The organism is Microbacterium wangyouchuni (assembly GCF_054072595.1).
Genome location: NZ_JBSVRM010000002.1, coordinates 181472 through 205035, shown reverse-complemented (window position 1 = coordinate 205035; position 23564 = coordinate 181472). Strand labels below are relative to the sequence as shown.

The following is a 23564-nucleotide window of genomic DNA, read 5'->3' as shown; positions in this document are numbered from 1 at the left end:
GTACGGGCGCAAAGCGACGAGGCGATGGTGGTACACCACCGCCCCGTCGCCTGTCAGTGTCAGCCGACCTTAGTGATCTGTTCGTACAGTGGCACCGAGTTCCAGCCGAACTGGACGTTCTCCACGGTTTCGCTGTAGCCGCCGACCACGTTCGAGTACCACAGCGGCAGCGCCGGGAGGTCTCTCAGCAGCACTTCCTGCGCCTGCTGGAACAGCGAGTTGGCCTCCTCAGCATCCGTTGCCGAGATGCCCTCTGCGAGCAGCGAATCGAACTCCTCGCTGGAATAGTCGCCGTCGTTGGAGCCAGCGTTGGTCGCGTAGAGCGGCCCGAGGAAGTTGTACAGACCGGGGTAGTCGGCCTGCCAACCGGTGCGGAACGCGGTCTGGATCGTACGGTCCGTGATCAGCGCACGCGCTTCAGCAAAGGTCGGGTACGGAGCACCCGATGCTTCGATGCCGAGAGTGTTCTTGATCGAGTTTACGGTCGCATCGACCCAGGCCTGGTGGCCACCGTCAGCGTTGTACGCGATCTGGAACTCTCCGCTCCAGGGGCTGATGGCGTCAGCCTGGGCCCAGAGCTCCACTGCCTTCTCCGGGTTGAACTCCAGTACCTCAGCACCTGCGAGCGAATCGGACCAGCCGTCGATGACCGGCGATGTGAAGTCGCTGGCCGGCGTGCGAGTGCCCTGGAAGATGACGTCGGTGATCTCCTCACGGTTGATCGACATGGACAGCGCCTGACGACGCAGGTTTCCTTCTTCGCCACCGAAATGCTCGAGTCGATCAGGGATCGTGAACGACTGGAAGATCGCTGCCGGCTGGTTCACGGCACGGTCGCCCAGGTCGGATTCGAAGGTCTCGAACGCCGAGTCGGGGATCGCGTCGAGCACGTCGAGCTCACCGGCCAGCAGGTCGTTGTAGGCGGCGTCCTGCGAGGCGTAGAACGTGATGCTCAGGCCACCGTTGGCCGGGGTGCGCGGACCGTCGTAGTCGGGGTTCGTGACCAGGTCGATGCCGACGTCATGCTGCCAGGCACCTTCACCGTCAAGCATGTAGGGGCCGTTGCCGATCGGGTTCTCACCGAACGTCTCGATGTCTTCGAACGCCACGTCGGGTAACGGATAGTAGGCCGAGTAGCCCAGGCGCTGGGCGAAGTCGGAGGCCGGCTTGTTCAACGCGATCGTGAACGTGTAGTCGTCGATCTGCTCCAAGCCGGTCAGTTCAGAGTCGGCGTCGTAGCTGAAGCCCTCGATATCTTCGAAGAAGTAGCTGGACAGCTGCTCGTTCGAGGCAAGAGCACCGTAGTTCCAGGCTTGGATGAAGTTATCGGCGGTGACCTCTTCACCGTCGGTGAAGGTGAGGCCCTCACGGATCTTCACCGTGAGGTGCTGCGGGTCTTCGACCGTGATCTCCTCGGCCACATCGTTGAAGACCGCACCGTCAGCTGCGTAGCCGATGAGTCCGGCGAACATCGCGTCGAGGATCTTGCCGCCACCCACCTCATTCGTGTTGGTCGGGATCAGCGGGTTCTGCGGCTCGGAACCGTTGACTGTGATGATGGCGCTTGCGTCGCCGCCGTTGTCACCCGAGTCGTCCGTGTCGGAATCCCCACCACTGCTTGCACAGCCGGCGAGCGCCATGGCGCTCGCCGCAAGCAGTCCCACACCCGCCAGAGTGATCTTGTTTCGCTTCATTGCGTGCCCTCCTGTGGACAGTTACAGGCGCGTTCTGCGTCGAATGCACCGAGATGTCTCGAGGCTAACCCCACGGTCGACTGAACGATAGGTCTGTTAATCAACCGTTACTGAGTTGGTGCCCTTCGACTGCCCCGTGCACGAGTGGTGACCTTCGCTCGGAGGTCACCACTCGCGATGAGATCTAGGCGAACGCCTCGATCGGCGGGCAGGAGCACACCAGGTTGCGATCGCCATACGCCTGGTCGATACGGCGCACCGGCGGCCAGTACTTGGCGGCCACAAGCGCTGGCACCGGGTAGGCGGCATCCTCACGTGTGTACGCGTGGTCCCACTCCCCCGCGATCAGCGAGACAGCGGTGTGCGGCGCGTTCACCAGCGGGTTGTCTTCTGCGGGCCAGCGACCGGATGCCACGGCATCCGCCTCGCGCTTGATCATGATCATCGCCTCGATGAACCGATCGATCTCGACGATATCCTCCGACTCGGTCGGTTCCACCATCAGGGTGCCCGGCACGGGGAACGACATGGTCGGTGCATGGAAGCCGTAGTCGATGAGTCGTTTGGCGACGTCGTCGACGGTGATGCCGGTGGCTTCCTTCAGCGGACGAAGATCCAAGATGCACTCGTGGGCAACCCGACCGCTCTCTCCCGTGTACAGCACCGGGAAGTGCTCGCCAAGGCGTGCGGCGATGTAGTTCGCCGACAGCACGGCGGCCGCTGTCGCATCGCGCAAGCCCGAAGCACCCATCATCCGGACGTACGACCACGAGATCGGCAGGATCCCCGCCGAACCGTAAGGCGCACCCGAAACCACTCCACCGCCGAACTCGTATCCGCCCGCATGCGTGGTGCGCTGTGCGAGCGGGTGCGACGGCAGATACGGCGCGAGATGGGCTTTGGCCGCGACTGGTCCGATACCCGGACCGCCACCGCCGTGCGGAATCGCGAAGGTCTTGTGCAAATTCAGATGCGAGACATCCCCGCCGAGGTCGCCGAAGCGCGCGTAACCGAGCAGGGCGTTGAGGTTCGCCCCGTCGACGTACACCTGACCGCCTGCGTCGTGCACGGCGGAGGTGATCTCGACGACGTCCTGCTCGTACACACCGTGCGTGGACGGGTAGGTGATCATCAGGGCTGCGATCGACTCGGCATTGACCGCGATCTTCGCGCGCAGATCATCGAGATCGACGTTGCCCATCTCATCGCACGCGACGACGACGACCTTCATTCCCGCGAGTACTGCTGAGGCGGCGTTGGTGCCGTGCGCGGATGACGGGATCAGACAAACGGTGCGATGCTCGTCGCCGTTCGCGAGGTGGTAGCTGCGGATCGCGAGGAGACCGGCGAGCTCACCCTGCGAGCCGGCGTTCGGCTGCAGCGAGACCGCGTCGTACCCGGTGACCTCGGCCAGCCAGGCTTCCAGCTGGTCGATCATCTCGAGATATCCCGCAACATCGGATGCCGGTGCGAACGGGTGGATGCCGGCGAACTCTGGCCAGGTGATCGCAGCCATCTCCGTGGCAGCGTTGAGCTTCATCGTGCACGAGCCCAGCGGGATCATGCCACGATCGAGCGCGTAGTCACGGTCGGCGAGGCTCTTCAGATACCGCATCATGGCGGTCTCGGAGCGGTGCACGTGGAAGACGGGGTGCGTGAGGTACTCGTCGGTGCGTTGCAGGGACTCCGGAAGTGCCCCGCGCGATCCGGTTCCGAAGAACCCGAAGGTGCGCTCCTGGGTGCCGCCGAAGAGAGTGGCGACACGGTGCAGCTCCGCGACGGTGGTCGTCTCGTCGACCGAGATTCCGATGGTGGTGTCATCCACGAGGTACAGCAGGATGCCCTGCTCCTCGTGGGCACGGGCAACGATCGTCGTAGCTTCTGCGGTGCGCACGGTCAGCGTGTCGAAGAAGGCGTCGTGCACGACCTCTGCGCCGGCGTCCGTCACCCAGTCGCGCAGCATGGATGCCTTCGCGGCGACCTCGCCTGCAATCGCTCGCAGCCCGTCCGGCCCGTGATAAACCGCGTACATCGCCGCCATGACTGCCAGCAGCACCTGCGCGGTGCAGATGTTGCTCGTCGCCTTCTCGCGGCGAATATGCTGCTCGCGCGTCTGCAGCGAGAGACGGTACGCGGGCTTGCCATCGGCATCCACCGAGACACCAACGAGGCGACCGGGAAGCTGGCGCTCGAGGCCTGAGCGCACAGCCATGTAGCCGGCGTGTGGTCCGCCGAAGCCCATCGGCACACCGAATCGCTGCGTGGTGCCCACCGCGACGTCCGCGCCGAGCGAGCCCGGCGAGGAGATCAGCGTGAGCGCCAGCAGGTCGGCTGCCACGACCGCGAGGCCGCCTGCGACGTGAGCGGCGTCGATGACGGCGCTCGGGTCCCAGACCCGGCCGGATGCTGCGGGGTACTGCACGAACACGCCGAACAGTTCATCCGGCAGAGATTCTCCGCCAGCCAGGTCGCGTTCGACGAGCTCGATGCCCAGCGCTGAAGCGCGGGTCTCGAGCAGCGCCTTCGTCTGCGGGAACGCATCCGCGTCGACCACGAACACGCTGGACTTCGCCTTCGAGGCGCGCCGTGCCAGCAGCATCCCCTCGGCGACAGCCGTGGATTCATCGAGCATCGACGCGTTGGCGGTCGACAGCCCGGTGAGGTCGGCGACCATCGTCTGGAAGTTGATGAGCGCCTCCAGCCGGCCCTGTGAGATCTCCGGCTGGTACGGCGTGTACGCCGTATACCAGGACGGATTCTCGAGGACACCCCGCTGAATCACACTCGGGGTAAGCGTGCCGTAGTAGCCGAGGCCGATCATCGACCGGCTCACCCTGTTGCGAGATGCGAAGCCGCGCAGTTCGGCGAGTGCTTCCGCTTCCGTGGCAGCCGGCGGAATCGCTGATGTCCCGGACGCGTCCGAGAAGATCGATGCGGGAACGGCGCTGCGCATCAGAGCATCGATGGGGGCATCAGCATCGGCAACACCGAGAGCTTCCAGCATGATTCGCTGGGTCTCTGCTGTCGTCCCGATATGACGATCGGAGAATCGGGTCTTCAAGGAATCAACCCTCCGTCAGTGCGACGTAGGCATCGCGGTCCAGCAGTGCGTCTGCGGCGCCATCAGCAACGGACATCTTGATGAGCCAGCCGCCCTCGAAAGGGGCACTGTTGACCAGGGAGGGGTCATCGACGACCGCCTCGTTAACCTCGGTGACCGTGCCGGCGAGAGGCGCGTAGATTTCTCCCACCGACTTGGTCGATTCGACCTCGCCGACGACCGTACCCGCTTCGAGTTCGGTGCCGACGTCGGGCAGCTCGACGAACACCACGTCGCCCAGCTTCTCCGCGGCGTAGTCGGTGATGCCAATGGTCACCGTCGTGCCGTCAACAGCGAGCCATTCGTGCTCTTCGGTGTACTTGAGTGCGGTGAGATCGGTCATTTCTTCCTCCGGTAGAAAGGCAGGGCGGTAACGGTTGCGGGAATCTTCTTTCCTCGGATGTCGAGGAAAACGGCGGTGCCCTCTTCAGCTGATGAGGGATCGATGAATGCCATGGCGATCGGATGCCCGAGCGTCGGGCTGAGCGCGCCGCTGGTGATTTCGCCGAGCGCAGTGCCGTCTTCGGTGACGACGGCGTAGCCGGCACGACCGGCACGCTTGCCTTCGGCTGCGAGCCCGACGAGCACGCGCGCATCGTCGTCAGCGGTGACAGCGTCCTTGCCGACGAATGCTTCCTTCTCGGATGCCACAACGCGTCCGAGCCCCACTGGAGCAGGCTTCGTCATAAGCGACAGCTCATGCCCGTACAGCGGCATGCCCGCCTCGAGACGCAGAGTGTCGCGGGCTGCGAGGCCAGCGGGAACGATGCCGTGGGCCTCGCCCGCTGCCAGCACCGCGTCCCAGAGCGCGACGGCGTCTTCGCTGCGGACGAGCAGTTCGAAGCCGTCTTCACCGGTGTATCCGGTGCGGGCAACGATGAGGGGTTCCCCGTTGTAGCGTGCTGACGCCCAGGCGTAGTACTTCTGCTCGTCCCACGGGATGCTGAGCTCGGTGATTCCCGAGACCTCGGCGACGATCCTCTCGGAGGCAGGGCCCTGAATGGCGAGCAGTGCGTAGGAGTCGGACAGATCCTCGACGGCGACGTCGAAGGCCCCAGTGCGGGCGGGCAGCGCCGCGGCGACGGCATCCCGGTTTCCGGCATTCGAGATGATCAGGAAGCGACTCTCGGCCAGGCGATAAACGATGACGTCATCGATGATGCCGCCGTTTTCGGCGAGCAGCAGCGAGTACTTCGCCTTACCGATCGTCATCGTCGATAGCCGCCCGGCGAGTGCGTAGTCGAGGTAGGCCGCGGCATCCGGTCCCCCGACGGTGAACTCAGCCATATGCGAGATGTCGAACAGACCGGCCGCCTGACGCACAGCATGATGCTCGGCGAGGTCGGAGGTATAGCGCACCGGCATCTGCCAGCCGCCGAAGTCGGTGAAGGATGCGCCGAGCGACTCATGTCGCTCGCGAAGCGGGGTGAATCGGGCCTGGGTCATGGAGTTCTCCCGTATAGATCGGAAGGATGCCGTACGGAATGCACGGTATCCGAGAACTCCCCCTCTGTCATGTGCCTGAGAGTTTCACCCTTCGACAGGCTCAGGGAGCAAATCGGGGGCTTTCACCGTCGGCGGATGCGGAGCATCACTTTTCAGAGTGGCCGGAAGCGGGCGGTACGCGGTACCTGAGAGATTGGCGGGGAGGCTTGCTCCTTCGGTGCCCGGCTGCACTCACCGGGGCTCTCCCGCACGCTTCGTGGGGCCGTCTTCAGTTATGCCCCCACTCTACCGCCCCTCGGCCGAAGCGATCGCACGCATGACTGCCGCGTGCCCGCACTCATAGACTCAGGACGTGACCTCACCCACCGGCAGCTCCGACGCGATCCGCGTCGCCGTCTCGACCGTGATCTTCTCGCTCCGCGGCGGAACCGACGGAGACCGACTGATGCTGCCACTGGTCCGGCGCACGCGCGAACCGTACCGGGACTCCTGGGCGCTGCCCGGAGGATGGCTGGACCCCGCCGAAGATCTGGATGCCGCAGCATCTCGAACCCTCGCCGAGACAACCGCCCTCAAGCCGAGCTACCTCGAACAGCTATACACGTTCGGTGACGTCGACCGTTCCCCCACACGGACGATCTCGATCGTGTACTGGGCACTGCTTCGTTCTGACCTCGTCGACGCGCAGCGCGCGGGAGCGGATGCCCCGGAGAACGTGGAGTGGTTCGATGTGGACGCCATGCCGCAACTCGCGTTCGACCACAACCGCATTGCCGAGTACGCCCTGTGGCGACTGCGGAACAAGGTCGGATACAGCTGGATCGGCGCCGGAGTGCTGCCTGATGAGTTCACCCTCACGGAGCTGCGCGAGGTGTATGAGACGGTACTCGGGCGCCGGCTGGACCCGTCGAACTTCCGTCGCCTGCTGGAGGGGTCAGCCGAATTGATCCCAACCGAATCGTTCCGCACCGGCAAGCACCGCCCCGCTCGGCTTTTCCGACTCGCCACGGCGGACTGAACCCGTCAGTTCCCGTTGCCTCGCACTCCGGCGATTGCACTTAAGGTCGATTCGACATAATGTGAACGCACACACTAAGTGTCGAAGTGACCAGAAGGCGGCGCCCGATGCCCACGCTCAACCTCCGAACGATCAATCCCTCTGTCGATCACGCGATCCAGGCGATCGTCACGGGCGCATCCACGGATGAAACCTGCAACACGGATCTGGCCGCCGCCCCCTGGACGTTCGACAGCGTCCCCGGCTATGGTCCCGGTTCCTCAATGGGTGATGTCATCCCGACCGGCACTCCCCGCCAGGGCGAGCTGCCCGTCGAGTATCGCGAAGCCGACGAAGAAGCTCTTCACGAGCGCATCCGCGCTGCCAAGCAGACTCTGGGCGACCGCGTCGTCGTGCTCGGCCACTTCTACCAGCGCGAAGAGGTCGTGCGCCACGCCGACTATGTCGGCGACTCCTTCCAACTCGCAAACGCTGCGCTGGAGCATCCGAATGCTGAGGCAATCGTCTTCTGCGGCGTGCACTTCATGGCCGAGACGGCCGACCTGCTCTCCACCCCCGACCAGGCCGTGATCCTGCCGAACCTCGCCGCCGGATGCTCCATGGCCGACATGGCCGACATCGATCAGGTGGAGGACTGCTGGGAGCAGTTGGCCGATGTCTTCGGTGATCTGGATGCTGTCGACGCGGACGGTCGCGTACCGGTGATCCCCGTGACCTATATGAACTCCTCGGCTGCGATCAAGGGATTCGTCGGACGCCACGGCGGAATCGTGTGCACATCCTCCAACGCGGAGACCGTCTTGGAGTGGGCGTTCGAACGCGGGCAGCGTGTGCTGTTCTTCCCCGACCAGCATCTCGGACGCAACACCGCGAAGGCCATGGGGGTATCGCTTAACCAGATGCCGATGTGGAATCCGCGTCGTCCCCTCGGCGGTTCCAGCGCCGGCGAGCTCGTCGAGTCGAAGGTCATTCTGTGGCACGGCTTCTGCTCTGTGCACCGCCGATTCACGGTCGCGCAGATCGATCAGGCCCGTGCCGAGCATCCTGATGTGCGCGTGATCGTGCATCCGGAGTGCCCGATGGAGGTTGTGGACGCCGCCGATGAGGCCGGGTCCACCGACTACATTCGCCGCGCGATCGCCGGTGCGACAGAACCGACGACCTTCGCGATCGGCACCGAGATCAACCTCGTCCGTCGCCTGGCAGCGCAGCATCCGCAGCATGAGATCTTCTGCCTGGATCCGGTGGTCTGCCCGTGCTCGACGATGTATCGCATCCATCCCGGATATCTGGCCTGGGTGCTGGAAGAGCTCGTCGCCGGGCGCGCGCCGAACCGCATTCAGGTAGCCGCTGATGTCGCAGATCCGGCACGCACGGCTCTCGAGCGGATGCTGGCCGCAAAGCCCCGCGGATGAACCTCGTTGTCGCAGGATCCGGCATCGCGGGATTGACCGCTGCGCTGCATGCGCAACAGTCCGGGCACTCCGTCACGCTCGTGACGAAGGATGCACTCGGTGGCGGATGCACCCCGCTTGCGCAGGGAGGTGTCGCCGGCATCTACGGCCCCGGTGACTCGCCTCGGCAGCATGCCGCGGACACCCTCGACGCCGGTGCAGGACTATCGGATGCGATGGCCGTCGCTGTGCTCGTGGGCGAGGGATCGGCTCGCATCGCCGAATTGATCGCGCGCGGTGTCGCATTCGACCGGGACGTCAATGGCACGCTGCTACTCGGGCGCGAAGCAGCCCATTCTCACGCCCGCATCGTGCACGCCGGCGGCGATGCGACCGGCGCCGAGATCTCCCGGGCACTGATCGCGCAGGTACACGATCGCGGCATCGACATCGTCGAGCATGCGTTCCTGCTCGATCTCCTCGTCGAGCAGGGTGCTGTGCGCGGCATCCGGATGCTGCACCACGGCGTGACGCTCGACATCACAGCGGATGCGGTGATTCTGGCAACCGGCGGCGGAGGACAGCTGTATCAGCACACGACCAATCCGCTCGGTGCGACCGGCGATGGGATCGCCGCCGCCATCCGTGCCGGCGCCGCTGTGGCGGACCTGGAGTTCGTACAGTTCCACCCCACGGTGCTGGCCGCGGGCGGATCGTTTCTCATCTCCGAAGCCGTGCGCGGCGAAGGCGCGACGCTGATCGACGACCAGGGTCGGCGGTTCGTGTTCGACAGCCACCCTGACGGTGAGATGGCGCCACGCGATGTGGTGGCCGGGGCCATCGCGAGGCAGGCGGGGTTGCAGCGCTCCCCCGTCCGGCTGGATGCCACCATGATCGGTGCGCCGCGGCTCGCCCAGCGCTTTCCGACGATCGACCGGTCAACGCGCGAGCGCGGGTTCGACTGGGCCCGGGAGCCGATCCCGGTGACGCCGGCCGCGCACTATCTGATGGGCGGCATCCGCACGGATCTCGACGGACGCACCAGCATCCCCGGTCTCTTCGCCGTGGGAGAGACAGCCTGCACCCGAGTCCACGGCGCCAATCGTCTGGCTTCCAACTCGCTCTTGGAGGCCGCGGTCTTCGCTGCTCGCGCCGCCGCGGCCGCCGCCGTGCCCGCGCCCGCCGCGCGTTCCGCGCGTTCCATCCCGCTCCGGTCGCAGTTCACGTCGCTAAAACCCGCGAATAGCGACACGAACTGCGACCGGAGCGGAGGGTTTGCGCACTCGCGAGGCCTTCTGCAGGAACTCATGTGGGATCGGGTCGGGCTCGTTCGTACCCCGGACGGCCTCGCCGAAGCGCTGACCAGCATCCGATCCTGGGCCGCAGCAGCACCGGCGCCGGCATCCGTTGCCGACTACGAAACCGCTAACCTTCTCACCGTGGCCGAAGCCGCCGCATCCGCTGCTCTCGCTCGCACCGAATCGGTCGGCGCACACCAGCTCTCCCGCGAACCCGCTCTGATCGGAGCCTGATGCTCACTGCCGCCACTCTCACCCGCATCGTCGGCGCAGCCCTCGAAGAGGACGCCCCCTGGGGTGACATCACCAGCATGGCGCTGCTGCCCGCCGACGCCACGGCAGCTGCCGACCTCGTTGCCCGCGAACCCGGCGCCTTCAGCGGCGGCGACGTGTTCGCGGCTGCATTCGCCCTCACCGATCCGACACTCGAGGTCGACGTGCACGTCGGCGACGGTGACGTCTTCGCACCGGGCGATGTGCTCGCGTCCGTTTCAGGTTCGGCCCGCAGCATCCTGACCGCCGAACGCGTCGCGCTGAACTTCACCCAGCGGATGAGCGGCATCGCAACGCTGACTGCGCAGTACGTCCAGGCCGTCGCCGGAACTGGCGTCCGCATCGCCGATACCCGCAAGACGACGCCGGGCTTGCGCGCCTTCGAGCGGCAGGCGGTGGTCTCCGGCGGCGGCAGCAATCATCGCTATTCACTTTCGGATGCTGTGATGGCCAAGGACAACCACCTCGCCGTTCTGCAGCGCTCCGGCGTAGACCTGGCCACCGCACTGCGCGAAGCGCTGTCGCGGTTGCCGCACACCACACACGTCGTGGTCGAAGTGGATCGCCTCGATCAGGTCGACGCGGTCCTCGACGGCGGGGCACACACCGTGTTGCTTGATAACTTCTCCCTCGACGATCTGCACGCCGGGGTCGAACTGATCGGCGAGCGGGCGACGGTCGAAGCATCCGGTGGTGTGAACCTCGACACCGTGCGGGCCATCGCTGAAACCGGTGTCGATGTCATCTCCGTCGGCGCGCTCACCCACTCCGCCCGCGCATTGGATCTCGGTCTGGATGTGCGCATCGCCTGATCGGCGGTCTCGTCTGATGCTCTATCTCGATCATGCTGCGACATCTCCGGTGCGCTCGGAGGTGCTCGAGGCTATGCGCCCCTATCTCACCGGTGTGTTCGGCAACCCGTCCAGTCATCACACCGCCGGCGAAGCTGCGGCGAGCGCGCTGGAGGATGCCAGAGCACGCATCGCACGAATTCTGGGTATGCGCGCGGGCGATGTGATCTTCACCTCCGGCGGTACCGAAGCGAACAATCTCGCGGTGAAGGGCATCGTCCTTTCCGCCCTGGCTCGCGGACGCCGCCACATTGTGACGACGTCAATCGAGCACGAGTCGATTCTGGAGTCCGTCGAGTATCTGCGGCGTTTTCATGCCGTCGAGGTGACCTGCGTTCCTGTGATGGATACGGGCCGGCTCACCCCGGACGCGCTGGCCGAAGCGCTGCGCGAAGACACGGCTCTCGTCTCGCTGGGTCACGCGAACAATGAGATCGGGACGGTGCAGCCTGTTGCCGCTCTTGCCGCTGTGGCCACGGCCGCCGGAGTGCCGCTGCACGTGGATGCCGTGCAGTCGGCCGGATGGCTGCCGCTCGGCGATCTGGGTGCTGCTGCGATGTCCATCGCCGGACACAAAATCGGCGCCCCCAAAGGCATCGGCGCGCTCGGTGTGCGTGCACGCATCCCGCTGGAGCCGTTGCTGCACGGCGGCGGGCAGGAGCGCGGGCATCGCTCGGGAACCCAGAACGTCGCCGGCGCCGTGGGCCTGGCCGTCGCACTGGAGTTGGCCGAGGCAGAACGCTTGGCAGCATCCACACGCATCGGCGAGCAGACCGCCCGCCTCATCGCTGCCGTCCTCGCGGAGGTTCCGCAGGCTGCACTCACCGGCGACCCAGTGCACCGACTGCCGGGGTCCGCGAGCTTCACTTTCGCCGGGACCAGCGGCGAGGCGGTACTGCTGGAGCTTGAGCGCCGCGGCGTGATCTCCTCCAGCGGCTCGGCCTGTGCGGCAGACAGCGACGAGCCGTCGCACGTGCTGCTGGCCTGCGGCGTGCCGGCCGAGGTGGCGCAGACATCCGTGCGCTTCACCTTCGGGCGTGCACCGCTGGCCGATGCGGCCCCGGCTCAGCTCGCACACCTGGTTGCCGCGGCTGTCGCCACCGTCGCCACCGGTTCATAACTCCTGAAAACTGGCCCGCATGCCGGACCGGAGCCGCGTCTTTCCGGCCCCGCCGAACAGCTGTCGCGAATTCTTCAGGAGTTGTGCACAGAGGAGGGACCATAAACTCGGAACGTGACGAACACCTCCGCCCCGATCGTGACGTTGATCGTCCCCGGCCGAAACATCGACGCCTACGCTCCGGCGGCGATCGCCTCATTGCAGGCGCAGACCGAGCCGCGCTGGCGCGCCATCCTCATCGACGATGGTTCAACAGACACCACCGGCGCGATCTTCGAGCACGCCGCCACCGAGGACGACCGGCTCACGGTCGTCCGACACGAGACATCCCGGGGCTTGGGCGCCGCCCGCAACGCCGGCCTCGACCTGGTCGACACACCGTTGCTGGGCTTCCTCGACGCAGATGACGAACTCACCCCCACAGCGCTTGCCCGTCTCACCGGTACTCTGGCCGAAACAGGCAGCGACTTCGTGGCCGGCGCCTACGTGCGCTCACGGCCACAGGGGCGTGCCTACGTTCCGGGACGCGTGCAGCCTTGGACTGCGTCCGCTACCGACCCGGCTCGTCTGCGCACAACGATCCTCGAGCATCCGCGCGCTTCGGCGAACATCGTCGCCTGGTCAAAGATCAGCCGTGCGGACTTCTGGTCACAGATGCGCTTTCCCGAAGGTGTCGCCTACGAGGACCAGATCGTGGCGCAGCAGATGTATACCCGCGCCGCGACGTTCGATGTCATCCCGGATGTTGTGGTGCACTGGCGGCTGCGTGCCGATGGCACGTCCATCACCCAGGGCAAGTCACAGCTGCCGGTGCTGCGGGATTATCTGGCGGCGCTGCGCGGCGGCATCCGTGTGCTGCATGAGGCCGGGGCAACGGCGGCAGTCAGCGCCAGACTCGAGCTCATCCTCGCCATGGATCTGCCGCCGCTTCAGGCGATCGCCAGCACGCACCCGGACCCCGCCTACGGGGCTGAGGTGACCGCGTTCCTGCACGAGCTGCACGACTTGCCGGAGTTCGCCGACGCTCACCCCGATCCGAACATCACGGCCGCGCTCGCCTGGTGACGCACCCCGCACTGCCCTCTGATTGGAACCCTGTGGACGACTACCTCGCTGAACTCTTCTCCCTTCGAAACCGCACCGCGGTCATCACCGGAGGCAGCTCCGGAATCGGTCGCGGCATCGCACTCGCGCTCGGCCGCGCCGGCGCGGCCGTCGTCATCGTCGCGCGGGGCAGCGAGCGCATCGCTGAGACAGTGCGCGAACTGTCGGATGCCGGGTGTCGGGCTGCGGGCGTCGTCGGAGATCTGAGTACGCGTGACGGCATCCTCTCGGCTGCTGAGGCTGCCGCCGAACCATTCGGCGAGCCGGACATCCTCGTGAACTCGGCCGGAATCAACATCCGCCCGCCCTTCGCGCAGATCACCCAGGCCGACTGGGATGCCACCATGACGGTGAATGCGCTGGCGCCGTTCCTGCTCGGCCAGCGCTACGCAGCGGGCATGGCCGAGCGCGGGTTCGGCCGTCTCATCCACATCAGCTCGCAGCAAGCGCATCGAGCGTTCGTCGGAAGCGGTGTCTACGGTGTCTCCAAGGGCGCCGTGGAGTCCCTCATGCGCTCGGAGGCCGAAGCGTGGGGCGACCGCGGCATCACCAGCAATACGCTGGTTCCGGGCTTCGTGCTCACCCCGCTGAACGCTCGCCTGCAGGAGGACCCCCAGCAGGTTGAGCAGCTGGCCGCTCGTACGCTGATCGGCCGCAACTCGGTGCCGGGCGACTTCGCCGGCGCCGCGGTGTTCCTCGCCAGCGCCGCGGCGGCATATGTCACCGGCCACTCGCTGTTCGTCGACGGCGGCCTGTCAGCGCACTGAGCGCACGCCGCTCAGCCTGCGATACCTGCTGGCACCGGCTGGGAGTGGTGCGGGGTATCGCCGAGCTGTGCCTGCAGCCGCCACAGCTGCACTTTCAGCTGCTCGCGCAGCTCGGCGTAAGCAGGGTCGAGGTAGACGTTGTTGAGCTCTTCCGGGTCGGCCTCGAGATCGTACATCTCCCACTCCGGTGGGTACGAGTGCGGTGATGCCCCGGGAAGGCCGAGACCGTCGTTGTAGAAGTAGATGAGCTTGTGGCGTTCGGTGCGGATGCCGTAGTGCGCGAGCGCGTGGTGGTCGACGTCGTCGTTCTCGAAGTACCGGTAGTACATCGCCTCGCGCGTCGGGCGTTCGGGGTCGTCGGTCAACTGCGGGACGATGCTGACCCCCTGCATCCGGTCAAGCGCGTCGACGCCGGCGAAATCGAGGATCGTCTGGGCAAAGTCGACGTTCGTGACGATCTGCTCCACCGGTTGCTCCCGCACCGGGATGCGCGCGGGGTAGCTCATCACGAGCGGCATCCGCAACGATTCGTCGTACATGAACCGCTTGTCGAACCAGCCGTGATCGCCGAGGAAGAAGCCCTGATCTGAGGTGTACATCAGCAGCGTGTCGTCGAACTGCTCCCTGTCGCGCAGCCAGTCGATGACGCGCCCGACGTTGTCGTCGACGGATGCCACGCACGCGAGGTAGTCCTCCATGTAGCGCTGGTACTTCCACACGGCCGCCTGCTCGTAAGTCAGCCCCTCGGGTGGGGCGACCTTGAGGTCGGTGAGTGTGAGGTGGTCGGCGATGCGCATAGCTGCGCGGTGCGCGGCAGATGACCGCGTCGCGTAGTCGTCGTCGAACGTTGCCGGCAACGGGATCGGGTCGCTGTACATGCCCTTGTGCTTCTCATCCGGCTCCCACGGGCGGTGCGGGGCTTTGTGGTGCAACAACAGACACCAGGGCTCGTCCCCCTCCTGCTTATCGAGCCAGGCGAGGGCGAGGTCGGTGAGCACATCGGTGGCGTAGCCGGGTTCGATGCGGATGCCGTCCTCGGTGAGGATCTGCGGGTCGAAGTACTCCCCCTGGTTTCGCAGCACGGCCCAGTAGTCAAAGCCCTGCGGGTCGTGCCCCTCCCCCTCGCCCATGTGCCATTTTCCGACGACGGCGGTGCGGTAGCCTGCCTCGCGCAGCTGTGAGATGAACGTCGGCTGGCTGGCGTCGATCGGTGTGTGCAGAGTCGTCACGCCGTTGATGTGGCTGTACGTGCCAGTGAGGATCGATGCGCGGCTGGGAGTGCACAGCGCGTTCGTGCAGAAACAGTTGTCCAGTCGCACCCCGGCCTGGGCGATCTCGTCGATGCGCGGTGTGGAGTTCACTGCCGATCCGTACGCGCTGATGGCGTGCGAGGCGTGGTCGTCCGTGAGGATCAGGACGATGTTGGGGCGCTTGGATGCGGTGTTCATACAGCTCAATCGTTCGGCAATGCGGGGGGGTGCCCTGCCAGCGCGTGATCGCCACGGCCGGCAGGGCAAGGATGAAGAAAGTTCTACTTGCCTGCGGCGACGAACGCGTCACCCAGGTAGTAGGTCGAGGCGTCAGTGGCGTCTTCGAGCTTATCCGCCGAGACGAAGTACTCATTCAAGCTCGTGAGCCAGGTAGCCACTGTGCCGTCCGCGGTGAGGTCGTCAAGCTCGGACGAGGTCAGGTACTTGGCGTTGGCAGCATCCGAAGCGAATGCATCCGCATCACCCTTGAGCATCGCGGCGGTGATCTCGATCGTCTCGTCGAGGTTCGCGACGCGGAAGTCCATGGCATCGCGCAGCACGGCCAGCACGGCCTCGGTCGCCTCCGGGTGTGCCTCGGTGAACTTCGGGTTTGCGACGATGGCACTGGGGAATGCGACCTGGTCGGCGAAGTCCTCGTTCTCGGCGAGGATCTCCAGGTCCGGCACCTGCTCCTGGATCGTGTCGATCAGCGGGAACCAGATACCGGCGGCGTCGACCTGACCGGACGCGAACGCCGATACGACGGTGGCCGGATCCATGGCGACCTTCTCGACATCATCGATGGTCATTCCGGCATTTTTGAGCGCCATCGTCAGGATCATGTCACCCGACGTTCCTTCGGGAACGGCGACTTTCTTGCCCTTGAGGTCCTCGACCGAGGTGATTCCGGGCTGAGCGATCACACGATCGGCGTTTCCGAGGCTGTTGATCATCGCGACCTGCGCTTCACCGGATGCTGGCAGCCACATGGCACCGGGTCCGATGTATCCGAAGTCGAGGTTGTCCGTGCCCAGCGCCTGGATCTGGAGCGGGCCATTGGTGAACACGGGCGTCTCGACCTCGAGCCCGTGTTCCTCCCACAGGCCCTGCTCGTCGGCGATCGCGAGCAGGCTCGCACCGTTGAAGTCAGCGATGTAGCCGACGCGGACTTTCGGGAACTCCACCGCTTCGGGGGCGGATTCACCCTCGGCGGCGGGGCTACTGCTCGCGCAGCCGGTAAAGGCGAGAGTCGCGGCAGCAATCAAGGCAGCGGCAGCAATGCCGCGCCGGCGCAGAATGCGTGTCATGGGTTTTCCTCTGGGTTGGGGCCGTCAGGCGACGGCGGCTGTGGCCCGGTGGCCGGGGTTCTGGTGGTAGACGGCGCTCCAGACGCGATTGCGCAGTTCGGTGAATTCCGCGCTCAATCGCATCTCTTCGGTACGCGGATAGGGCAGATCGACATCGATGACCTCGTAGATGCGGCCAGGGCGTGCTGCCATCACGACCACACGGTTGGCGAGGAACACGGCCTCGTCGACGTCGTGCGTGATGAACATGACAGTGCGCTTCTCCTGGCTCCACGTCTGCAGCAGCTGCTCTTGCAGCTTCACTCTGGTGAGCGCATCGAGCGCGCCGAAGGGCTCATCCATGAGCAGGATGCTGGGATCCACCGCGTAGGCACGCGCGATGGCACAACGCTGCTTCATGCCTCCGGAGAGCATTTTCGGCAGTGCATCGGCGAAGTCAGTCAGCCCGACCATCTCGATGAAGTGATCGGCCTTGGCCCGGCGGTCGACCGCGTTCATTCCGGCGGTCTTGAGTCCGAACTCGACGTTCTTGCGCACCGTCAACCAGGGAAATAACGCGTACTGCTGGAAGATCACACCGCGTTCGGGTCCGGGACCCGCCACGGCTTCGCCATCGACGAGTGCCTCGCCGCTGGTGGGCATGTCGAGCCCGGCAAGGATGTTCATCAGCGTGGATTTGCCGCAGCCGCTGGGGCCGACGACGGTGACGAACTCGTTGTCGGCGACGTCGAGCGACACGTTGTCGAGCGCGACGAAGGTGTCGCCCTTGAGGTCGAAGGTCTTGGTGACACCGCGAACGCTGATGCGGGCGGTTTGCGTGTTCGAGTTCATCGGCGTTCCTGCCATCCTGTGAGTCGGCGTTCAGCGAGCAGCAGCAGTCGGTCCATCACTAGACCGAGCACGCCGATCACGATGAGGCCGACGAATATCGTCTCGATCTCGTAGTACAGCTGTGCGTACTGCATCCGATATCCCAAGCCCTGCTGCGCGGCGATGAGCTCGGCGGCGACCAGGGTCGCCCAGGAGGCACCGAGGCCGACGCGCATGCCGACGAGGATGAAGGGCACGGATGCCGGCACCACGACGCGCACGAAGATCGTGCCGTCCTTGGCCCCCAGAACGCGGGCGGCGTTGATGAGTGTCTTGTCGACGTCGACGACGCCCTGGAAGGTCGAGATCACGCAGGAGAAGAAGGCCGCCAGGAAGATGACGAGAATCTTCGGCTCTTCACCGATTCCCAACAGCACGATCGCGAGGGGAATGATCGCCAGCGGCGGGATCGTGCGGAAGAACTGGATCCACGGCTCGATCACGGCGCGCGCCGATACGTACCAGCCCATCAGGAATCCGACCGGAATCGCCACGGCAGTACCCAGCGCGAAGCCGATGAGCACGCGGGTGAGGCTCGCACCGATATCGGCGATCAGCGTTCCGTCGGCGGTGAGCTCCCAGGCCCGGACCGCCACAGCCGGCGGCGTCGGCAGGTTGAAGCCGACGAGCGACAGTACCCACCACAGACCGACTCCCAGCACGACGCTGGCCGTGCTGAGTACCAGGGTGAAGCGGCGCTTTCTCGTGCGGCGCCGGCGCTGGGGTCCGTCGCCCGTGGATCCTGTTGCCAGGGTCGAGGTCGCTGTCTCCGGCGGCGCAGTGGTGCTTACGGCGCTCACCGGCTCGGTCCTGATCGTCGTACGGTGTTCATCAGTCGTCCTTCGGGTCATGTCGATTGCGGCTGCGTCGAGCCGGAGGGGTAGCCGCTGAGCACGGGAGTGCGCCGGAGCAGCGCGACGATGCCGCCGATCGCGCCACCTTCGTCGCCGAGCGCAGTTCGGCGCACGCGCGGGCCGCGTCCGCCTACCGGCAGCAGTTCGTAGGAGACGGTTTCTGCGACCTGCTGGATGAGGGCATCCGAGATCATCGCCACTTCTCCACCGACGACGATCTCCGCCGGGTTGAGTGCGACGGCCAGCCCGCCGAGCACCTGTCCGACAGCGACACCGGTCTCGCGGATGACTCCGAGCACGATCGGGTCACCATGCTCAGCTGCGACCTGCATGTCGGCGAGCGTCGTTACCGCGGCGCCCGCGGTCCGGCAGCGTTCGAGGATGGCGTCGATGGATGCGACGGTCTCCAGGCATCCGCGCTTACCGCAGCGGCACAGCGTGCTGACGCCGTTGACGGTCATATGCCCAAACTCGCCGGAGATCCCCGTCGATCCGGAGACCAGTCGGCCGTCGATGATGAGGCCACCACCGATGCCGAAAGACAACCGCAGGTAGAGCAGATGGCCGACAGCGCCGGCAGTGTGCCAGGTGGCTTCGGCGAGCGCGGCAAGGCGTGTGTTGTTGTCGAGCAGCACATCGGCGGCGAACCGCTCAGAGAAGGACCGGCGCACGAGGTCGGCACCGACGTGGCGAGCACGGTCGAGGGGTTCGTCTTCGTCGTGCGGCACCCGCGAGGAGAATGGTCCCGGCAGACCGACGGCGATGCCGAGCACACCGTCCAGGTGGATATCGGCTTCCGCGCTCATTGATTCGATCAGCGCAAAAGCCGCTTCGATGCGCGTTTCCCAGCGCGAGGAGCTGTCGTATTCGGCGGAGTCGGAGGCGATAAGTTCACGTGCGGCATTGGCGACGGCGACGCGAACCAGGCTGTGCCGAAAGTCGACGCCGATGTACTGACCTGCGGACGGATCCAGACGCAGCTTATTTGCCGGGCGTCCGCGACCGACCGCGGCTTCCCGAGGCGGAAGGCTCGAGATGACACGGCGCCGCAGCAGGCTCGATGTGATCTCGGACAGTGTGGTCCGTGACAGCCCGATGTACGCTGCCAGCTCCGTTCGTGTCAGCGAGCCGTGCTCGCGCAACGCCTGCAGAACCCGATCCTCGTGGGTTCTGCGGACGAGTGCTTGCACTCCGATCGGCGTTGACATGGGGACAACAGTAGAACCCGCGATTTTTTCCATCAACCCTCCGACATAATTCAATCTGAAAAATGTAAGGGGTCCTCCCAGATCATCCTCCGGGAGCGATGATGGAGGCTGTTCAGCCCTCCGCGGGATACACGCGTGTGTCGTTGCTCGGCCCGTCCAGAAGCGGCACGGGAGCGGTGAGCGCGGCAACAGCATCTGCTCCGGCTGAGTCCTCCGGCGCACGGTCAGCGCGTCGATCAAGGAAAGCCGCGGCTACTCCCCCGGTGACGGTTCCCTCGACGATGGCCTCGGTTTCCAGGACGCGGGTTGCCGCAACCTGCTCGGCTGCGAGTTCGGAGTAGAGCCCGCCGCGCGCCAGCAGTTCGCTATGCGTGCCCGACTCCACGATCCGCCCAGCTTCGAGCACATGGATGACATCGGCACCCATCACTGTCGACAGTCGATGTGCGATCGAGATGGTTGTCCGGCCCTTCGCCGCCTCATCGAGAGCTGTCTGCACGACACGTTCCGACACGGTGTCCAGCGCCGAGGTCGCTTCGTCCAGCAGGAGAACCGGCGGGTCCTTCAGCAGCACGCGCGCGATCGCGATGCGCTGCTTCTCGCCGCCGGAAAGGCGATAGCCGCGTTCGCCGACGACCGTATCGTAGCCGTGCTCGAACCCGGCGATGATGTGGTGAATGTTCGCGCTGGTGCAGGCCGCGATGAGCTCTTCCTCTGACGCCCCTGGCTTCGCGTAGAGCAGGTTCTCCCGGATCGTGGCATGGAACAGATAGGTCTCCTGCGAGACGATGCCGACGTCATCGATGATCGAGCCCTGCGTCAGGGTTCGCACATCCGCTCCGGCGAACAGCACCGAACCGCCATGAGCTTCGTACAGTCGCGGCGCGAGATACAGCACGGTGGTCTTGCCCGCGCCCGACGGCCCAACAAAGGCCACATGCTGTCCGGGCTCCGCGACGAAGGAGACGCTTTGCAGGGTCGGTCGGGCATCGGCTGCAGCATCCGGGTAGCGAAAGACGACGTCCTGGAACTCGACCTGTCCACGCGGACCGGGCGCCACATCGACCGATACGGCATCCGGCGCATCTTCGATCTCAGGAACCAGGTCGAGGTACTCGAAAATGCGGGCGAAGAGCGCCGAGGACGTCTGCAGATCCAGCGAGACGCGCATGAGCCCCATCAGCGGTTGCAGGAGCCGTGCCTGGACGGTCGTGAACGCGACGACGGTTCCGGCCGTGATCGCTCCCTCGCCGCCGGCGATCAGATACCCGGACACGAGGTAGATCACCGCGGGAACGGATGCCATCAGCACCTGCACGACCGCGAAGAAACCCTGACCGCTCATTGCTCTGCGCACCTGCAGCTTCACCTGGTTGCGGTTCTCGTCCTGGTAACGCTGCGATTCTGCGCGCTGACGGTTGAACGACTTCGACAGCAGCATGCCTGAGACGCTCAGGGTCTCCTGGGTGATGGAGGTCAGCTCACTCAGCGATTCCTGGGTCTCGCCCGCGATGCGTGCGCGCACCTGCCCCACCCGGCGCTGCACGATGATCAGGAATGGCATCAGCACAACCGCGATGAGGGTCAGGCGCCAATCGATCAAGATCATGGCGACGAGTGAGGCGATGACGGTGACGATATTGCCGAGGATGCTGGTGACCGTATTGGTCAGCACACCGGACACTCCCCCGACATCGTTCTGCAGGCGGGATTGGATGACGCCGGTCTTCGTTCGCGTGAAGAACCCCAGCTCCATCGCCTGCAGATGTTCGAACAGGCGCACGCGCAGGTCGCCGGTGACGTTGTTTCCGACCGTCGAGGTGAGCCAGGTCTGCGCGATGCCGAGGAGGGCGGACAGGAGGAAGAGGCCGACCATGAAGACCACGAGTCGGATGAGCAGCCCGATCTCGGGGCTGCCTCCGTCGACGGGGAACAGCGCATCATCGAAGATGCGCTGCACGATCAGTGGCGGGATGACGGCGATGGCGGCACCGACGACGACGAGGAAGCCGGTGGCGATGATCCGTCCGCGGTACGGGCGGAACAATCCAACGACACGCTTACCCAGCCCGGTGATCCGCGGCGCCTCGGCATTCAAACGCTTCTGCGCCGCCTCGTCAACACCACGAAATCCGCCGCCGCGACCGCCGCCCATGCTCATTCGGTCAGCCTATCCGCAACAAAATCTGCGGAGGCGGGAACAAGGATGACAGCCGCAGGGTTATCCTGGAGCGTTGCCCTAGAACGAATGCCTCATCTGTCGGCTCCGTCTCAGGCCTACCGCCACACCCAAACCACTGAGGAGACGCCTTGGCCACCGCATCGACCGGTTCCCTTCCCACCGTGAAGCCGCAGCCGCTGATCGCACCATCCGATATGCGGGTGATCTGGCTGCTGCTGGTCGCCGCCTTCGTCGCAATTCTCAACGAGACGACCATGGGCATCGCGATCCCACATCTCAACACCGATCTCGGCATCCCGCCCGAACTCGGTCAGTGGCTGACGAGTGCGTTCATGCTGACGATGGCGATCATCATCCCGACCACCGGCTTCCTGCTGCAGCGTTTCACGACCCGGCAGGTCTTCATCGCGGCGATGACGTCGTTCTCGCTTGGAACGCTGGTCTGCCTCGTCGCTCCCGGGTTCGAGATCCTGCTCCTGGGCCGGGTGATTCAGGCCGGCGGCACCGGAATCATGATGCCGCTGCTGATGACCACGATGATGAACGTCGTGCCGCCGCAGTCGCGTGGCCGAATGATGGGCCGCGTCGGCCTCGTGATCTCGCTTGCCCCCGCGATCGGGCCGACGCTCGCCGGCGCCGTACTTGAGACGCTGAGCTGGCGCGCTCTGTTCGCCATCGTTCTGCCGATCGCGATCGTCGCGCTGCTGATGGGCGCGAAGTGGATGACGAATCTCGGCGAGACGACGGATGCTCCGATCGATGTGCTCTCCATCGTCCTGTCCGTATTCGGCTTCGGCGGCGTCGTCTACGGCCTCAGCCAGTTCGGCGGCGAGGGTGAATCGGGCGGAGCGACCATCGGCGTGCTCTCGCTCACCATCGGCGCTGTTGGGCTGGCACTGTTCGTCTGGCGTCAGCTTCTGTTGCAGCGCAAGGATGACGCGCTGCTCGATCTGCGCGTGTTCCGCTCCGGCAACTACACGATCGCGGTGATCGTCATGGCGATCCTGGCTCTGTCGATGTTCGGCACGCTGACACTGCTGCCGCAGTACCTCCAGAACGTCGCTGGTCTCGATGCGCTCCAGTCTGGCCTGATCCTGCTGCCCGGATCCGTGCTGATGGGCCTGTTGGGCCCGATCATGGGACGCGTCTACGACGCGCGCGGCACGCGCACCCTCCTGGTTCCCGGCACCATCATGGTCTCGGCCGCGCTGTTCTTCTACTCGACCGTCGGCGAGCACACCGTATGGTGGCTGCTGGTGATCGCGCAGACGATCATGTCGGTCGGGCTCGCCATGTCCTTCACGCCGTTGTTCTCGGCGTCACTCGGATCGCTCCAGCGTCACCTGTACTCGCATGGGTCCGCCGCGCTGAACACCATTCAGCAGGTCGGCGGTGCCGCCGGGGTTGCTGTCCTCACGGTGACGTACTCCTCGATGCTGCACGCGGGTGAGAGCGAAGGCCTGTCGACGGCGGTCGCTGGCGCTCCCGGCGCGCGGCTGGCGTTCTTGATCGCCGCGATCATCTCACTGGGTGCGGTCGCGTTGAGCGCATTCGTGAAGAAGCCGGCAGATGACATCGGCGAGGGCGTGCACGGCGGCCACTGAGACTACTGCGGGATCGTCGCCGAGGCGCGGTGCCTATTCGGCGGGCGTTGAGCAGGAGCCGCCGCAGCAGGATCCCGCTTCGGCATCGCCCAGCAGGTTGAGTCCTGCAGGAGCAGTAAGAGGCTGAACGTTCGCAGTGGCGTCTGAGGACGGCAAGGTGGTCATGGCTCCATGCTACGCCGGTATTCGGGTGCAAGGGTCTGGACAAGATCGCGCGCGCCATC

General features: G+C 65.4%; 18 protein-coding genes and 2 riboswitches. Of the genes, 8 read left to right on the top strand and 10 right to left on the bottom strand.

Translation table 11 applies throughout. From position 1 onward, the window contains the following. Positions 1-59 precede the first annotated feature (59 nt). The 4 genes from ACW5CM_RS03720 to gcvT all read right to left on the bottom strand — a co-directional run bounded on the left by ACW5CM_RS03720 (position 60) and on the right by gcvT (position 6240). Positions 60-1694 (bottom strand): peptide ABC transporter substrate-binding protein, encoded by a 1635-nt coding sequence (locus ACW5CM_RS03720; protein ID WP_457124217.1) that lies wholly within the window; start codon positions 1692-1694, stop codon positions 60-62. 184 nt (positions 1695-1878) lie between these two features. Continuing rightward, complete coding sequence (gcvP, locus tag ACW5CM_RS03715; RefSeq protein ID WP_457124357.1) at positions 1879-4698, bottom strand: aminomethyl-transferring glycine dehydrogenase; 2820 nt, start codon at positions 4696-4698, stop codon at positions 1879-1881. Between the two features lie 61 nt (positions 4699-4759). Then, positions 4760-5137, bottom strand: a complete 378-nt coding sequence (gene gcvH, locus ACW5CM_RS03710; protein ID WP_438253429.1) for a glycine cleavage system protein GcvH — start codon at positions 5135-5137, stop codon at positions 4760-4762. Further along, complete coding sequence (gene gcvT, locus ACW5CM_RS03705; protein ID WP_457124216.1) at positions 5134-6240, bottom strand: glycine cleavage system aminomethyltransferase GcvT; 1107 nt, start codon at positions 6238-6240, stop codon at positions 5134-5136. The genes gcvH and gcvT overlap by 4 nt, the downstream gene beginning before the upstream one ends. A gap of 54 nt (positions 6241-6294) precedes the next feature. Continuing rightward, a riboswitch (glycine riboswitch) is annotated at positions 6295-6402 on the bottom strand. Further along, positions 6403-6498: riboswitch (glycine riboswitch) on the bottom strand. A 94-nt stretch (positions 6499-6592) separates the two neighbouring features. On the opposite strand from gcvT, the gene ACW5CM_RS03700 reads away from it, so the two are divergent. The 7 genes from ACW5CM_RS03700 to ACW5CM_RS03670 all read left to right on the top strand — a co-directional run bounded on the left by ACW5CM_RS03700 (position 6593) and on the right by ACW5CM_RS03670 (position 14065). After that, positions 6593-7258: an NUDIX hydrolase gene (locus ACW5CM_RS03700; protein WP_438253427.1), complete on the top strand. Its 666-nt coding sequence runs from the start codon at positions 6593-6595 to the stop codon at positions 7256-7258. Positions 7259-7365: 107 nt separating this feature from the next. Then, positions 7366-8673, top strand: coding sequence for a quinolinate synthase NadA (nadA, locus tag ACW5CM_RS03695; protein WP_438253426.1), 1308 nt, complete (start codon positions 7366-7368; stop codon positions 8671-8673). Further along, entirely contained in the window at positions 8670-10184 is a 1515-nt protein-coding gene (gene nadB / locus ACW5CM_RS03690) for an L-aspartate oxidase (protein ID WP_457124215.1), read from the top strand. Before nadA ends, nadB begins: the two co-directional genes overlap by 4 nt. Further along, entirely contained in the window at positions 10184-11035 is an 852-nt protein-coding gene (gene nadC, locus ACW5CM_RS03685) for a carboxylating nicotinate-nucleotide diphosphorylase (protein WP_457124214.1), read from the top strand. Before nadB ends, nadC begins: the two co-directional genes overlap by 1 nt. A 16-nt stretch (positions 11036-11051) precedes the next feature. Beyond that, a complete protein-coding gene (locus ACW5CM_RS03680; RefSeq protein ID WP_457124213.1) occupies positions 11052-12194 on the top strand; it encodes a cysteine desulfurase family protein in 1143 nt (380 codons plus the stop codon). Positions 12195-12308: 114 nt separating this feature from the next. Further along, entirely contained in the window at positions 12309-13259 is a 951-nt protein-coding gene (locus tag ACW5CM_RS03675) for a glycosyltransferase family 2 protein (RefSeq protein ID WP_457124212.1), read from the top strand. Next, entirely contained in the window at positions 13256-14065 is an 810-nt protein-coding gene (locus tag ACW5CM_RS03670) for an SDR family NAD(P)-dependent oxidoreductase (protein WP_457124211.1), read from the top strand. The genes ACW5CM_RS03675 and ACW5CM_RS03670 overlap by 4 nt, the downstream gene beginning before the upstream one ends. An 11-nt stretch (positions 14066-14076) precedes the next feature. Here the strand turns inward: ACW5CM_RS03670 and ACW5CM_RS03665 are convergent, their stop codons facing one another. From ACW5CM_RS03665 to ACW5CM_RS03640, 6 genes are all read right to left on the bottom strand, one after another. Further along, entirely contained in the window at positions 14077-15513 is a 1437-nt protein-coding gene (locus tag ACW5CM_RS03665; protein WP_457124210.1) for a sulfatase family protein, read from the bottom strand. A gap of 83 nt (positions 15514-15596) precedes the next feature. Beyond that, the gene (locus ACW5CM_RS03660; protein WP_457124209.1) at positions 15597-16622 is read right to left on the bottom strand and encodes an aliphatic sulfonate ABC transporter substrate-binding protein; all 1026 of its coding nucleotides are present in this window, start codon (positions 16620-16622) and stop codon (positions 15597-15599) included. 24 nt (positions 16623-16646) lie between these two features. Continuing rightward, positions 16647-17453 (bottom strand): ABC transporter ATP-binding protein, encoded by an 807-nt coding sequence (locus ACW5CM_RS03655; RefSeq protein WP_457124208.1) that lies wholly within the window; start codon positions 17451-17453, stop codon positions 16647-16649. Then, positions 17450-18292 carry an ABC transporter permease gene (locus tag ACW5CM_RS03650; RefSeq protein WP_438253417.1) on the bottom strand — a complete coding sequence of 281 codons (843 nt, stop codon included), beginning with the start codon at positions 18290-18292 and terminating at the stop codon, positions 17450-17452. The genes ACW5CM_RS03655 and ACW5CM_RS03650 overlap by 4 nt, the downstream gene beginning before the upstream one ends. 47 nt (positions 18293-18339) lie before the next feature. After that, a complete protein-coding gene (locus ACW5CM_RS03645) occupies positions 18340-19554 on the bottom strand; it encodes an ROK family transcriptional regulator (RefSeq protein WP_438253416.1) in 1215 nt (404 codons plus the stop codon). 112 nt (positions 19555-19666) lie between these two features. After that, positions 19667-21715: an ABC transporter ATP-binding protein gene (locus ACW5CM_RS03640; protein ID WP_457124207.1), complete on the bottom strand. Its 2049-nt coding sequence runs from the start codon at positions 21713-21715 to the stop codon at positions 19667-19669. Between the two features lie 215 nt (positions 21716-21930). On the opposite strand from ACW5CM_RS03640, the gene ACW5CM_RS03635 reads away from it, so the two are divergent. Further along, positions 21931-23340 (top strand): DHA2 family efflux MFS transporter permease subunit, encoded by a 1410-nt coding sequence (locus ACW5CM_RS03635; RefSeq protein ID WP_438253700.1) that lies wholly within the window; start codon positions 21931-21933, stop codon positions 23338-23340. The last annotated feature ends 224 nt before the right edge of the window (positions 23341-23564 follow it).

Excerpts from the sequence above, each read along its gene's own strand:
- ACW5CM_RS03720 (WP_457124217.1), bottom strand. The coding sequence starts at position 1,694 with ATGAAGCGAAACAAGATCACTCTGGCGGGTGTGGGACTGCTTGCGGCG.
- gcvP (WP_457124357.1), bottom strand. The coding sequence starts at position 4,698 with ATGCTGGAAGCTCTCGGTGTTGCCGATGCTGATGCCCCCATCGATGCT.
- gcvH (WP_438253429.1), bottom strand. The coding sequence starts at position 5,137 with ATGACCGATCTCACCGCACTCAAGTACACCGAAGAGCACGAATGGCTC.
- gcvT (WP_457124216.1), bottom strand. The coding sequence starts at position 6,240 with ATGACCCAGGCCCGATTCACCCCGCTTCGCGAGCGACATGAGTCGCTC.
- nadA (WP_438253426.1), top strand. The coding sequence starts at position 7,366 with ATGCCCACGCTCAACCTCCGAACGATCAATCCCTCTGTCGATCACGCG.
- nadB (WP_457124215.1), top strand. The coding sequence starts at position 8,670 with ATGAACCTCGTTGTCGCAGGATCCGGCATCGCGGGATTGACCGCTGCG.
- nadC (WP_457124214.1), top strand. The coding sequence starts at position 10,184 with ATGCTCACTGCCGCCACTCTCACCCGCATCGTCGGCGCAGCCCTCGAA.
- ACW5CM_RS03680 (WP_457124213.1), top strand. The coding sequence starts at position 11,052 with ATGCTCTATCTCGATCATGCTGCGACATCTCCGGTGCGCTCGGAGGTG.
- ACW5CM_RS03665 (WP_457124210.1), bottom strand. The coding sequence starts at position 15,513 with ATGAACACCGCATCCAAGCGCCCCAACATCGTCCTGATCCTCACGGAC.
- ACW5CM_RS03660 (WP_457124209.1), bottom strand. The coding sequence starts at position 16,622 with ATGACACGCATTCTGCGCCGGCGCGGCATTGCTGCCGCTGCCTTGATT.
- ACW5CM_RS03655 (WP_457124208.1), bottom strand. The coding sequence starts at position 17,453 with ATGAACTCGAACACGCAAACCGCCCGCATCAGCGTTCGCGGTGTCACC.
- ACW5CM_RS03645 (WP_438253416.1), bottom strand. The coding sequence starts at position 19,554 with ATGTCAACGCCGATCGGAGTGCAAGCACTCGTCCGCAGAACCCACGAG.
- ACW5CM_RS03640 (WP_457124207.1), bottom strand. The coding sequence starts at position 21,715 with ATGAGCATGGGCGGCGGTCGCGGCGGCGGATTTCGTGGTGTTGACGAG.
- ACW5CM_RS03635 (WP_438253700.1), top strand. The coding sequence starts at position 21,931 with ATGCGGGTGATCTGGCTGCTGCTGGTCGCCGCCTTCGTCGCAATTCTC.